Source organism: Methanosarcina sp. UBA411 (assembly GCF_002495725.1).
Lineage (GTDB): Archaea > Halobacteriota > Methanosarcinia > Methanosarcinales > Methanosarcinaceae > Methanosarcina.
On record NZ_DAGK01000027.1, the window covers coordinates 42,615 to 56,253 of the forward strand.

The window sequence follows — 13,639 nt, forward strand, 5'->3', positions numbered from 1 at the left end:
GCGTTTCATGAGATAAATTCCGAAGCGCTTTTTTGTTTTTAATGTTTAAATATCGAGCGCCCCACATTCAGAAACCGTTCAGTTGTCTGGTATAAATGAGTTAGACTAAAGTCGTTTTTACATTCAGGTATGAAGCAAGTAAAATAGGCAATAAATGTATCGTTGACTGATCAATAAAGATAGCCCACTTCAAGTTAACTGCTTAGTGATATCTTCTCTGTCTTTCAGTAATAAATAACCTTTAATTCTGTTAGCTAATCTTTTTGGAAGTTCAGACAATTTGCTAATATGTTCTCCTTTTATCCTTTGCAAGTCTTCTTTAAGTTCAGCGTAAGAAATTTCTTGTAAAGGAATTGTTGTTATTAGCGCTGCACCTGTTCCCAAAATCTCAATCCCTGAAGAAATTTCAATTTCTTGTGTTATTCCAGGGCTTAAGCTAATCCTGATCTCGTTCATTCCTTGAGAAAGACCATCCAATTTTGTTCCTAATTCTTGACCTACTTTGTTGATATTTTCTATAACAGCATCTTCAGGAACCACTGTGATAGTAGGAATTTGCTCAATCACAAAAAGTAGGGCTTCATATTGTTTTACCAGATTTCTTTCGTATCTCATTGCTTCAATTTTATTCAAAACATACTCATTTTCGGGAACATATCCAATTTTCCTTTTTAAGACATATGCAATATCCTCTACCTTTTGTGTCATTTCTTCTGGACTACCCATTTCCCATTTTTGAACTTCCCTGCAAATTGAGTATGCAATTTCTTCTGTGACGGTTCCTTGAGATTGCTTGTATGTACTTTTTGCTTTTTCTTGAATCTCTTCTAGGGTTCTTTTTATATTTCTGTCCAGAATAGGTAGTCCTTTTCTCAGAACTTCTGTCGCAAACGGTGCTTTTTCGTCAGAACATTTTATTAGTTCTGTGGCACGATCACAGTATTTCCTATAGAAATTAAGCTCATCCTTCATCCCAGAGAAATCTAAATTTCCCATATTCTGGACTTCTTTTAATGCTTCTGCAAGGTTTTCAACAGCTTCTAAAAGCTGTTTTTTGCTCTCTGAACCTTCAATTGCAGCTTTAGCTTCTTCCAGATATTTGTTCACTTCTTCTCTAGCTTTCTGTTTTTTGAAAATTATTAAATAGAATGAGCGATAGAACGGAAGGCAAAATTGAGACGGATTAGAGCTAGATGATTCCTTTGCTGCGATTTCGAAATATTCAATTGCCTTTTCTAATTCCTTTTTGTAATTTTCCTCTGTTTCTGCCTGGGAAGCCATGAATATTGAAACTCTTCCAAGAGAATAGTTTGAGGTTGTTCTCACATAATAATCCTCATCATTGTTCAGTCTATGTAAATCATTCCATGCCTGTCGTTTGTCTGGCACATAAGAAAACGCAGAACCAAGAGCAAAGGTAGCTACAGCTCTCACAAGCTTGTCTTCATCATTAGTCAGTCTATGTAAATCATTCCATGCCTGTCGTTTGTCAGGCACGTGAGAAAAAATAGAATAAAAAGCAAAGGTAGCACTAAATCTCATATATCTTTCTTCATCATTAGTCAGTCTATGTAAATCATTCCATGCCTGTTGTTTATCTGGCACGTGAGAAAAAGCAGAACCAAGAGCTTGGGCAGCCCTAAATCTCACATCACTGTCTTCATCACTAGCCAGTCTATGTAAATCATTCCATGCTTGTTGTTTATCCAGCACATGAGAAAACACATAATCAAGAGCAGAGGCAGCATAATTCCTCACAAGCATGTCTATATCATTTGTTAATCTCAGTATATCGTCCCATGCCTGTTGTTTATCTGGCATGGATGAGAAGAAATTATTTAATTCCTCTAACGCATGTTTACGCTCTTCTGGATCATTGCTCATGCATTGATTGTGAATTTTCTCCTGGTCTACCAACTGCCAAACACCGTAAAATCATATCAAGTTGGTGTTTAAAAATTTTCCTTTTTGGTTTTCGAGAATAAAGATCATAAACCATTTTGCTTCAATCCAGGCATGAGTCCAGGTCTATCCTTTGGGTTATCTGGTGAGCTTTCCTCTAAGTCTTGGTCTTGGACTGGCTTAGGACTTTTATAACTTAGCAAGTTTTCTAAACAATATCTATAACTCAAAATTATTGATTTTGTGAACTTTTCTATCTCAGTAAAGTTTTTATATGAAGCCTTTGAAGCCAGTAAAAGGTAGAATTTCCAGGCAAAATTCCCTTTTTTCTGAAAACAAAAAATTACCGTAAAAATTACCGGACAGTTAGCTGGCTGAAGCTGATATTAATATTTGTTTTGCCAGCTTTTCAAATACCTGGCTCTTAAATTGAAAAATTCATTCTTTGCTATTCGAAGTCCATGCCTCAGTTTCAAACTCGTGCCTGAAAGTTCTCACTTCTCTGTATCCTTTATATACGGTTTTATCACTGTACGGTGCTCAGGGTATGCTGTTTTGCTCCGCTTGCAGATAAAGGACTCTTCCATGTCGGCTCCCATCTGTTGCGCCAGCCTCAAAGGAATGCCCATTATCATCAATTCGGGGGGCAGCCAGGGGTTTCCTGTAGGATCAACAGGCCCAACATAGGCGGAGTCTTTCGGCGCGTTTTCTGCCATACCAGCAGGAAAAGCGATCATAGTAGCACATATCGGTCCTCCCGGTATCAAGGTTTTAAAAAAAGGATCAGAACTATTGAACTGTGCCAGCCCGCAGAGATTTCGGATCTGCTCGCTGCCTGCGAAGACGATGAACGCTCTGACAGCTTCAGGTACAAGGTTTTGAGTACAGGGAGCGATGACTGTGTATTTGCCGTATGGAGTGATTTTTCCTGCTCGTTCTCTCTGTTCATCGAATAGCTCAGGAGTTGCCTTTAAATGCTCGGCAGCACCTCCACGGAAGTCTGGAGTGCCTACAGTCAAGAAGTATTTTAGTTTAGGGTGTGGTTCCGCAAGTCCCATCCAGACCATTCCGCCAGTGCAGCACTGTTCGTGACCTGCTTCAATATATAGTGGAGGCGTCTCTTTAAAGAAAGCAGAAATATATACAGCCTTTGCTATACAGCGGTCTATCGTGTACGACGGAACTGCTCCTTCAGGGATTTTATCCATACCGTAAACACATAAAGAACGTAATTGCAACCTGCCGGCTTCTGTAAGCTTTTCCCCCAACTCTTCAATCCTTATCATAATTAATCCTCCATTAAACTAACTGACAACCTCTCTGAAAAAAACTATTGTTCTTCTAACCAGTTTTTTCAATCCAGTAGTCGCAGTCATACTTCTACTGTTCTTTGTGGCAAGAATGACATACTTGAATCTTTTTTTTCAGGCTTCATTTCTGGCTTCCTGTCTGAGCATTGTCTCTTTCTTTTTGTCGCTTGAACAAGGTCCCTGCTCATTTCACGCAATTATGAAATTTCACGCAATTATGAAGTACCTGACTGATCAATTAATTTTTCCAAGGCAAATTTGTAACGAAAACTTGTAATATGTGTACAACATATTAACTATATATAAAATTGGGGGATGACTGATGTGGTACGATTAAAAACAATTATAAAGTATCTTATTTTAGGTGGTTTTATTGGAATATTGCTGATTTACCTCAAGTTTAGACGAGTAAACATTGAGGACTAAACTTCAAGAATTGTATTTATACTTTCTATGTAGGCTTTAAAATTTAATTTTCAATTTGTATCTAATTTTTAAACTTTACTACCTTTTTAACTTATTAACATATGGATAACTTTCTCTATTTTTATATGAGATCGAAAAATAAATACGAACAAAATCTTCGAGGAGATAGTAAATTTACAGACTGAGAATTATCCTGGAATGTACAAAAGAAAATAGCGACTTTTCTCTGCTTTTGCGATATCATCTTAAAAAGCCTTTAAATCATATTACGTAGATCACTGAACAATAATAAGACATGTTATTGAGATCTTTATTATATAACTACTACTAATTATAAATACTATTTTTCTCTATTGTACTCTACAGGTGTAAGACAGGGATTGAATAGATTGAATATAAAGTAGGTAAATCATAAATTATATAATATGATTTCAAAGATATCTCTGACTTAAAATAATTCTTTATATTTTCAACATATTTATTTAACCCTTCCACTAATGTGGGATTCTGTTGTGAGTTGAGAGAACTAAGGTGCACAACTGCATTAAATAAAAACTTAATTCACTGGAAAAAGTTGAGGTAGTTTAGGGTATGAAAAAATACGATGTAATTGTTGTCGGGGCGGGCATAAGCGGGCTTCTGGCAGCGCTGACGCTCTCAAAGCATGGGAAAACAGTCCTTGTTCTTGAAAAAAGTCAACATTTAGGTGGGAACTGCAACAGCTACATGGTAGATGGTTACCAGGTGGATACAGGAGCGCACGCTATAACTCATCTTATTGAAGGCCCACTGAAAAGACTGATGGATAATTATTTTGATTACCTTCCTGTATTTGAGGACTATGGACATTATTACATTAGGACCGAAAATTCCTTTACAAGGGTTCCTTCCAACCTGAAAGATTTTGTGACTTTTGATGTGCTTCCAAGAAAAGACAGGGTTCTGCTTTCCCAGACCCTCACAAAGGCTTTTACCCTTTCCTCATTCGGAATAGACCTGTCCAGTCAGTCAGTGTATAATTTCTTGCCGAAAGGCCTTTCAAAGGATACCTATGACTTTGTGGATACAATATCAGCTTTCCTTTCTGGCAGGTCAATGAAAGAAACTTCTGCTCAGCGTGTCCTGTCAGGAAGTAGTTTTGTCAGGGACAGTATTACTCAAGAGCAGTTTGATGCAATGATCGGAAGAATGGATCTGAAAAAATCCCCATCTACGGAGTCTATTCTTGCTTCGATCCTTCCATATCATCTCCACGCCTCCCTTCAGAGTAGGATGACCAAGGTTACCCAGCCCTTTGCCTCCCTTGAAAGGCTTGCAACAAATGATGTAAATTATTCTCAGGGCTATCCCAGAAAGGGCTTAAAAGCTCTGCTCAACGCCATCCTTTACTCCCTTCCGGAAACCGTTGAGATCAAAACAGAATGTGAAGTTAATTCTATACTTGTACAGGACGGAAAGGCTTCAGGCGTAGAAGCTGATGAAATCTATTCCTCTAACCTTGTTGTCTACACAGGTTTCGCAACCGAACTTCCCAGGCTGGTAAAAGACCTTCCCCAAGAATATACTGCAAATCTGGGAGGTATAGCCCACAGTAAAAGCCTGACCATCTGGCTTGGAATGGAGAAAGAGCTTCCCGAGTTCAAGTACACAGGCTCAGAGATTTGGTTCAAGGATTTCGCCTACTGGGCAACTCCTATAAGTAATTATGACCCTTCGCTTGCCCCCAAAGACAAACAACTTATAGGCTTTTCCTTCGTGATCGACGAAAATGAACGTGAGGAACATGAGACAAAAAAAGCCTACGATATGATTTTCCGCGCCCATCCGAATCTCGAAAGTCATATAGAAATGCAACACGAACAGATAATGATCCCGGAAAAAGCTGCAGTCACAATTAACGGGAAATTTGCAGATATTCGGACTCCTGTTCGAAACCTCTATGTGGCGGGCACTGATACTGACAAACGCAGTATGGGAATTACCCGGGCTTCATACTCAATCATCGAGCTTTTGAAGATTCTTAATGAGGACGGAAACCTGCATTAAAGTTCTGCTTTTTTGTTAGAGCAGGAGAAAAGTTTTGGCTTTTTGCTCAATATTGCATCCTTTATCTTTTTTCTTCTCTTTTTCAGATGAGGGTGGATTAATCAACACTCACTTCGTTTATTGATATTTCGTCTAATATTTTTCAGTTTAACATTTTCAATCTAATATTTTCAGTTTAACACTTCACAATCCGATCCTTCCCATCCCAGTCTAACACTTTCCAGTTTTTTCCAATCTGTGCGTGATAAAATATTTCTTAATAGTGCTTTTTTCCCATGATAAAGCTCATATCCTCCCATATCCATACTTACTTGAGAGAGAATCTGGGGGTATGAAGGATTCTACCGCTTGATGAAAACGAGGCTCTGGAACTGGGACTTACTCTGGTTAATGAAAAAAATGAAACCGAAATTAAAGAAGTCCTTAACTATCTCTCCGAGCTTGCACTGAAATATGCAAAAGAAGGACAGGAAATCGACACAAAAAGATTGGTCGAATACATGAAAAAGATAGGAAAAGCGGCAGCTATTGCTGGACTTGAATCTATAGTTGTCAATACGCTTCTGCTTTTTTCTCAGGTAGCCAGAGAGGCATGCAGGCAGCGAATGGAAAACGCTCTTGTAAGTATAGCACTCGCATTTGGGGAAATTGGAAAGACCGCAGCAGTACAAAAAATGGAGACTCCAGCAAAGATCGCAGCCTCTTGCCTTGGTGAGATGGGAAATACTGCAGCTTCTAGAGGAACCAAGAAGGGAACAATTGCAGTTATTTTCGCTCTTGGAGAAATCGGAAAAAGCGTTACGTGGCAAAAATTAGGTGATGTTGCAAACAGCACAGTAGCGCTCCTCGGGGAAACAGGGAAGGCCGCAGCAAGCCAGAAATTTGAGGATGCAGTAGTAAATGCCGAGTTATTGCTGCAAGAGATAGGAACCGGGGCTATTGAAAAAAACCTGAAAGAAACTGTGAATATAAGTGCCCGCTCTATCCAGGATATAGGAGAAACTGCAGATAGACAGGGGCTTGATAAGGCTTTGAACCAGGCAGCATATTCGCTTGAGGTAATTAGGTTTAATGCTGAAGACCGCTACCTCATGAGTGCATCCATAATTGCTGAAGTAGCTCTCCTGCACTTTGAAAGATTGAAAATTGAGAGACTAGAAGATAAGCTAAATAAAATATCTAGAGGAAAGAAAAAATCTCCAAGTACAGATTTATGAAATTTTTCCTCTCATTTATGCTATATTCGTATTGGATTAATCATTTCAATCTCAAATAGGAATACTGCCTTCTTCATGGGGAAAGGAGTGCAGGAAAAATTACTGGCTTTAAGGTGTTTTTAACTCAGTGGGGTGTTCTGAACGTCTATTTTAAACGAAACTGGGGCAACGGACCTCGGGCTAACTTCAGTTAAGGACAATGATGAGCTTGGCGTGTTACGATCCATAGATTTTCTTACGGAACGGGGGACCGAATATATAAATAAAAGACTCGAACCTGATGCAAAAAAGGCTGTTATCAGCATAAGAGACATAGGTAGCGCGGCTGTCTTTCAAAAAATGGAAATCGGCGTATTTTTATCGCTTTTTTCGCTCGGAAAGATGGCTGAAATTGCAAGAGAAAAGAAAATGACTGATACCGGTTTAAGCATCCTTTACTCTCTCTGTGCAATCGGGAAAGCGGCTGTTGGGCAAAATATGGAGTCAGCAGTCAGGATCGCAGTCGCATATCTTGGGGAAATTGCGAATTCTGCATCGCTTCAGAAAACGGAGAGAGAGGCTCTGGCAGCTGCTCTGGCTATAGGGTCAATAGGAAAAGAAACTATCGGGCAGCAAAGCATCCGGGTTCCGGAAAACGGAGGTTTTCTCCCTCAAAAGTCACTCCTCTTATATCAACCTCATGGAAAAGAGGCGATTATCTTCCCCAAAGAATTTTCGGGTGCCTTCAGCCTGCTTGTTCAACAGGGAATAGAAACTGATTCCCTTCAGAATACTCCTGTCCTTTCAGAAAATGAATCGTCTTATACGGGTTTTAGTGACTTCGAAAACTTGATCATAAAAGCTGCTAATTCTCTGGGAACGATGATTTTCGAAGTAAATGAAAAATTTTTAATAAGCCATGTGCTTATGACAAAACTTGCTCTTGACACTCTTAATGGCTCTGAATATATACACGAAGCGGAATCTCTTGATTGAAAGCTTTAGAAAGGCTGGAGTGTCAGTTAATCAAATTTTTTCGGTATAGTCTACGGCATAGGGAATCACTGGATTTCAGGGAAAAATGTCGAATTGAGAATCCCTAACAAAAATTGAGGATCCCTGACAAAGATAGTGTAAGGTGAACCGCTCAGCAAGAGACTCGAAAAAAGCCTTAACTAAAAAAAGCTTTTGCTTCATGATAATTGCAACTCAGTCTTAACAAATTCGCCGTTTTTCCTTTCAGGAAGCTCAGTTACGGATTGAAAAAAGGATTTTCCAGGTGTTTTGAAAGAAATTTCGGTATGAATGAAAAAGAATTTCACTTACTGACAGAATTTGAAATCAGACTATCCTCTTTTCATAAATTATAATGTAAAGACTGAAAAGGTTACGGACTAATTTTTTTACGCCTGTTGTATTGTTGTATATGCCTTCCTAATATGCTTCAATGTACTGCTTAATAAATTATACTGATTGAGAATTCGAGATAATAGGGCTGTAAATATCTGTAAATCCAGTAAGTGAAAGGAATTTTTGTTCTTTTTTCAGTTTTTAACTGGTTGCGTTATTGACTGTATCGACAGATTACTGAAAGACATGCTAATTTGGATACTTCTTAAAGTATTGAGAAACTTAGGAAACTTTAAAATTTAAGGTTCATTTTTCAGAACATATATTTCAAAATGATTTTATTATCTCAAATTATTATTCCTAAGGGTTGCTATAAAAGCATAATTTGTTTTTTATTTGATAGCTTTAGTAATTAGGGGGTTATTAGTTCGTGACAGGGGAGACATTTCAGGTTATTCTCATAGTTTTCCTTTTTATGCTCGGGACAGCAGCAACCCTGGCCGAAGCTGCGGTTATTACCGTGAATAACAGTGGGAGAGGAAACTATACTTTGATCCAGGAAGCTGTCAATAATGCACAGAATGGAGATACAATCCTTGTAAGCCCTGGAATATATCGGGAAAATATAAAAGTAAATAAGGAACTTACAATTCTCTCGTATCCACCTCTTTCAGATAGCCAGATTAACCGTACTTATATTATAGCTGAGGTGCCTGACAATGCTGTCTTCAGCATCAGTTCAGGAAACGTGACAATAAACGGTTTCTATATTGTAGGAGTTCCTTCCGGAAAGGACATACATGGGAAGGCCGGGCTTTACCTTGAAGGCGTGCGAAACTGCTCTTTAAATAACAATACGGTGATACTAACTGATCCGGGTATTATTCTCAGAAATTCTCAAGACAACTATCTCAATGGAAACCTTGTAAGTCTTAGTAATGAGGGAATTACGCTTGACAATTCAGGGGAGAATATTCTGTCAAAAAATCTGGTCATGAAAAATAAGCAGGGAATTTCGCTAAATAATTCCTTTAACAATACCATTGTTAACAATACTGCAAGTTCAAATGAAGTAGGCATGCTCCTTCGAATATCCCAGGGAAATAAGCTTGCCTATAATCTCATTTTGAAAAACGAACATGGAATTCGTGGCCAAGCAGCAAGATCCAATCTTTTTACCAATAACAACCTGTACCTTAACGGCATTGGCGTGTATCTAAGTGATTCATCAAATAATTCGTTCTACGAAAATGAATTTATTAACTTCCTGAATGCCATAGACGAGGGAAATAACGTCTGGAATAGCAGTTCGGCAGGTAATTTCTGGAATAATTATACAGGAGCAGATGCTGATGGAAATGGTATACTAGATAATCAGTACGTCATAAACCAGACTTCTGGGGTTATAGATTATATGCCTATGGCAAATAGGATTTCCTCAAGCAATAGTTCCGATGCTTTGAGCGCTAATGGCAATACTTTATTGGTTCTATTTAATAAAATGTACCCTGTGAAACCTTCGAGTACCTTGAAAAAAGGCGTTGTTGTCGAGACAACCGAACTAGAGCAAATAAACCTATCCCTTATGGAAGGTCCGGTATTTTTGAGACTCGGAGCTGAATGGTGCGGAGCCTGCCAGTCTATGAAGCCTATTCTTGCAGAGCTTGCAGCCGAATACGGAGAGAACGTTACGATTATGTCCATAAATATGAACAAAAACATCCAGCTTGCAACCTATTTTGATGTAGGCTATATTCCTGACTCTACCGTAATTATGGGCATTGAAAATGGAGAGTACATTTACATGCAGCAGGATGGAAATATTACTACTGATAGAGTCAGAGCAAGAATTGTCGGATTAGAGAATAAAGAGGTGTATGAAAACGTTCTGAAACATGCTCTTGCCTACGAAGAAAAAAGAAAGTCCAGATAAGAGAGCTGCTCACTTATATATTTTTTATTTCTAACTTATATATTTTGTATTTATATTTATTATTTATACTTTACCTCAAAATCGGCTCTCCGCAAAAAAAACGGATGATATTTTTAAATGAACTGCCTCGGTTACAAAATAGTAACACTAATAATCTCGTAACTTCATAGAGTAAACCAGACTCTATTTCCTTTGCAGGTCTTATTCCTTACGCAAAAATTTAAATTGACAACAGAAACATACAGTCAACAATTAAAAATTTGCAGGGAAAGACTTGAAGCTTGTTGATGTGTTAAAGAGAGGCAAAAAGAATGATTATATTAAACGAGGCAGAAGCAGTTGAAGTAAGTTTATCTGCAATTGATAGAGGAGATGAGAGCAAAGCTTTTCAGGCCCTTGATTCCCTTACAGGAATTGCGGCAGACTTCCTTTCTGAGAACGAAGAGGCAGATGCCGAGAGAGTTATTCTATCAATTGAGAACGCCGCACAGGTAGCTGCAGAGAGAGAGATGGAGCTTGTCACAATTAATTCTATCCTATCTCTAGGGAAACTGGCAAGAGTAGCAGCAGATAAAGGACTTGAGTCCGCCCTGAGCAGGGCTTTTATAGCAATAGGAAAACTGGGAGAAGCTGCGGCTTCACATTCACTTGAAGCCGGTTCAAAGGTAGCTGCTACAACCCTTATGGAAATCTGGAACTTTTCCCCAGAAGAGTGGGAACAGGAAAAGACAATTGCCTTTTCTTTACTTTTTAAAGAGATTGGAACCTCTGCTGCCAGGCGAGGTATGCAGGACGTTGTGCTCAATGCAGTAACCTGCCTGGGAGAAATTGGGAAAAAATCTGCAGCAAAGAGTCTTGAGCTTGAGACTGTAAGTGCCCTGCTTTTGCTTGAGGAAATAGGTAAGATTGCAGCTGAGAGCTACTTTGACGAAGCCCTGAGTTCAACAGCACTTTCCATAGAAGAAATTGGAAAACTATCTAAAAAGAAGGAACTTAGTGATGCGGTTTTGCAATGTCAGTGGGCACTTGAAACCTTGCGGGTTCAGGCTGAAGAAAAGCTTCTAAACAATTCTTCAATTGTAGCTGAACTGGCTCTAGAAAATTTTGCAAATGCCGGCTATACGGATTCCGAGGAAAAAGTGGAGAAATTCAGGGAAATAAAAGCCCTTCAGGAAAAAATTCAATCTAATCTATAAATTCAGGAGTGAGAGACTATCTAAAGCTTATCTATCTAACTCAGCTGTTTATGTAAAACAACTTATCTAACCCAGCTGCTTATGTAAACCAGCTGATTTAAGCAAAATCTCTACATAATAAACACTTCGTTCCTGTCGACAGTCTGGTTTTAACCTGGCATTTAATTTTTATTTTTCATCTTCCCATATTTCGATTTATCGCTTGGTTTTTGGATCATGTAGCACAAAATGGGAAAGATAATGTCTTGTGAGTTCCTAAGCCTTTATCAGTAGCTGGTAGATGGAGGCAAATTTTTGCTTTTAACAGAAATGACTTCTCTTCTTGAACTTGGTTTTGAGGTAACTGAGGCATGGGAAGAAACTCAACTCATCAAGACAATAGATGAGTTAGGTGAACTGGGTATCAGACTTGCTACCCAATTCTCGGAGGAAACGCTACACAGAGCAATTTCATGCCTAAAATCTCTGGGTCTGGAAGCAGCTGATAGGAATTTGACCGAAGGTGTGCTTAGTTCGGCTGTTTCTCTTGGACTGATTGGACAAGAAATGGCAAGAAACAATGGCAATGAAACCGTGCTTGAGATTGCTCTTGCCCTTAAAGCTTTTGGAATAAGGCTCGCCAGTATAGATAAGCTAATTCCTCTTTTACTTGTAGCGATTTCTCTGAAGGAAGTTGGAAAAGAAGCTGCAAGAAATGGAATGGAAAAAGAAGTCATTTTAAGCCAGGTTTTCTTGAAGGAAATCTATACTTTTTCCATAAGCTCAAAAAAGGACCTGAGAATTCTCAATCAGGAATTCGCTTTTCTTGTCAGGGATATTGGAAAATGCTCTAAAGAAGCAGGTCTTGGCGAAGCTGTAATAAGTGCTCGGCAACTATTTGAAAATTTTCCTCTTTTTTGAAACCATAAGTTTTAAATAAATTACTAAAGTATTCCTACTAAGCAATTTTTTCCTTTCATGATAAAAGCTTGAGGTTTCAAAGTGAAGTGATTGTGAAGTGATTATATCTACCGTCTATGTTTAGTTTATGTTTAGAACACAACACAATTGTTCAGGTAGGAGGAAGGTAAGGAGTTGAACCCTCCCCCCTACCTTGTAGGTTTGATTTTACTCACGCAGGAAAATATGCCAGAAATCCTGAGTGAGTTTTTTTTACTCATATGATATATTTTATGTATAAAATGTATTTAACTCTTTCTATTTTGTGGATAAGTTGTTAATTCGGGTCAGTTTCTATTTTACTTTATAATGAAAACATCACTGAAATCTATAAGCAAATCTGAAATCTATAAGCAAATTTAGACTACTTTCTATTCTCCGTTTTTTATTCTTCATTCGGACCCAGACATTTAAAAACTCATTCTGGAATAACAACCTTGAAGTTTTCGATATATTTTGAAAATTATAGGAAGACTAATATCTGAGTATGCCTATATAAATACCTAAATTCCTAAAATCCGAGATATTTAATGGATTTTAATGGAAAGGGGTTTTAATATGTTCTCACTGAACGAACAAAAGGCTATTGAACTTGGAGAATCTGGAGAACGAGCAATAAGAGAACAGAATGAGTATGATGCGCTCCAATATGTTGAGTACCTTCGGGAATTTGGGGAAGAGTTGCTCAAATCAAATTCAGAGAATGATTTAAAGAGAGTCGTTATCTCACTCCGGAATATTGGCAATAAGGCCATTCAGAAAAAGATCGAGAACGTTGCGTCCACAGTTCTTAATGACATCAACTCCCTTTCTGAAGTTGCACTCGATAAGAATTTCTCCAATGTGATGTGGTCTTTTTCGAAAGCTGCACAGGAAATCGGAAAAGGAGCAGTACAGTTTCAGATGCTTGAGTCTGCAAAAATCGCGCTTGACACTCTTAGGATAATAGGTCTGGGTGCTGTTGAAAAGAAAATGGAGGTTGTAACCCTGTGGACGACCATGGCACTTGAGGAAATGGCCTATATTGCAAACAGGCAGCAGCTTGAAGATTTCACTGAGGATGCGAAAGAAGCCAGAGAAGAAATTATAGAATACTCAGAAGCCTCAGGGTTTGTTACAAGGGAACAGATTGAAAAATATCCTCAGCTTATTGCCCAGACTGTAAGTCAATATTCAGAACTTCAAAACCTTCAGCCTGTAGGTTATGCGGTCAAGCCTAACGAGGAATTCACAGAAGAGGAGTTCTTTGAAGAAGAAGGAGATAATGAAGAGCAGGAACCTGAAACTGAGGCTGCCAAAAAGGAAAAATGAACTTGGATATCAGAAATAAATTCTCCGGGA

10 protein-coding genes are annotated in these 13,639 nt (G+C 38.4%); 7 read left to right on the forward strand and 3 right to left on the reverse strand.

Annotation, left to right across the window (positions count from 1 at the left end; translation table 11 throughout):
* Nucleotides 1–189 precede the first annotated feature (189 nt).
* Nucleotides 190–1,917 carry a HEAT repeat domain-containing protein gene (locus BP861_RS09850; RefSeq protein ID WP_292374837.1) on the reverse strand — a complete coding sequence of 576 codons (1,728 nt, stop codon included), beginning with the start codon at nucleotides 1,915–1,917 and terminating at the stop codon, nucleotides 190–192.
* 479 nt (nucleotides 1,918–2,396) lie between these two features.
* Nucleotides 2,397–3,188, reverse strand: coding sequence for a DUF169 domain-containing protein (locus BP861_RS09855; protein ID WP_292374838.1), 792 nt, complete (start codon nucleotides 3,186–3,188; stop codon nucleotides 2,397–2,399).
* Nucleotides 3,189–4,229: 1,041 nt separating this feature from the next.
* On the opposite strand from BP861_RS09855, the gene BP861_RS09860 reads away from it, so the two are divergent.
* Nucleotides 4,230–5,684, forward strand: coding sequence for a phytoene desaturase family protein (locus tag BP861_RS09860; protein WP_292374840.1), 1,455 nt, complete (start codon nucleotides 4,230–4,232; stop codon nucleotides 5,682–5,684).
* A 170-nt stretch (nucleotides 5,685–5,854) separates the two neighbouring features.
* Here BP861_RS09860 and BP861_RS09865 read toward each other — a convergent pair whose 3' ends face one another.
* Nucleotides 5,855–5,989 carry a hypothetical protein gene (locus BP861_RS09865; RefSeq protein WP_292374841.1) on the reverse strand — a complete coding sequence of 45 codons (135 nt, stop codon included), beginning with the start codon at nucleotides 5,987–5,989 and terminating at the stop codon, nucleotides 5,855–5,857.
* Nucleotides 5,990–6,184: 195 nt separating this feature from the next.
* Here BP861_RS09865 and BP861_RS09870 point away from each other — a divergent pair, with 195 nt between their 5' ends.
* From BP861_RS09870 to BP861_RS09895, 6 genes are all read left to right on the forward strand, one after another.
* The gene (locus BP861_RS09870; RefSeq protein WP_292374843.1) at nucleotides 6,185–6,901 is read left to right on the forward strand and encodes a hypothetical protein; all 717 of its coding nucleotides are present in this window, start codon (nucleotides 6,185–6,187) and stop codon (nucleotides 6,899–6,901) included.
* Nucleotides 6,902–7,114: 213 nt separating this feature from the next.
* The gene (locus tag BP861_RS09875) at nucleotides 7,115–7,876 is read left to right on the forward strand and encodes a hypothetical protein (protein WP_292374844.1); all 762 of its coding nucleotides are present in this window, start codon (nucleotides 7,115–7,117) and stop codon (nucleotides 7,874–7,876) included.
* Nucleotides 7,877–8,660: 784 nt separating this feature from the next.
* Complete coding sequence (locus BP861_RS09880) at nucleotides 8,661–10,163, forward strand: NosD domain-containing protein (protein ID WP_292374845.1); 1,503 nt, start codon at nucleotides 8,661–8,663, stop codon at nucleotides 10,161–10,163.
* Between the two features lie 311 nt (nucleotides 10,164–10,474).
* Nucleotides 10,475–11,359 (forward strand): hypothetical protein, encoded by an 885-nt coding sequence (locus BP861_RS09885; RefSeq protein WP_292374846.1) that lies wholly within the window; start codon nucleotides 10,475–10,477, stop codon nucleotides 11,357–11,359.
* Nucleotides 11,360–11,653: 294 nt separating this feature from the next.
* Nucleotides 11,654–12,259 (forward strand): hypothetical protein, encoded by a 606-nt coding sequence (locus BP861_RS09890; protein ID WP_292374847.1) that lies wholly within the window; start codon nucleotides 11,654–11,656, stop codon nucleotides 12,257–12,259.
* 597 nt (nucleotides 12,260–12,856) lie between these two features.
* Complete coding sequence (locus BP861_RS09895) at nucleotides 12,857–13,609, forward strand: hypothetical protein (RefSeq protein WP_292374848.1); 753 nt, start codon at nucleotides 12,857–12,859, stop codon at nucleotides 13,607–13,609.
* The last annotated feature ends 30 nt before the right edge of the window (nucleotides 13,610–13,639 follow it).

What these genes read in the sequence shown, in the direction of transcription:
- BP861_RS09855 (WP_292374838.1), bottom strand. Translation starts at nt 3,188, where the DNA reads ATGATAAGGATTGAAGAGTTGGGGGAAAAGCTTACAGAAGCCGGCAGG.
- BP861_RS09860 (WP_292374840.1), top strand. Translation starts at nt 4,230, where the DNA reads ATGAAAAAATACGATGTAATTGTTGTCGGGGCGGGCATAAGCGGGCTT.
- BP861_RS09865 (WP_292374841.1), bottom strand. Translation starts at nt 5,989, where the DNA reads ATGGATATGGGAGGATATGAGCTTTATCATGGGAAAAAAGCACTATTA.
- BP861_RS09870 (WP_292374843.1), top strand. Translation starts at nt 6,185, where the DNA reads ATGAAAAAGATAGGAAAAGCGGCAGCTATTGCTGGACTTGAATCTATA.
- BP861_RS09885 (WP_292374846.1), top strand. Translation starts at nt 10,475, where the DNA reads ATGATTATATTAAACGAGGCAGAAGCAGTTGAAGTAAGTTTATCTGCA.
- BP861_RS09895 (WP_292374848.1), top strand. Translation starts at nt 12,857, where the DNA reads ATGTTCTCACTGAACGAACAAAAGGCTATTGAACTTGGAGAATCTGGA.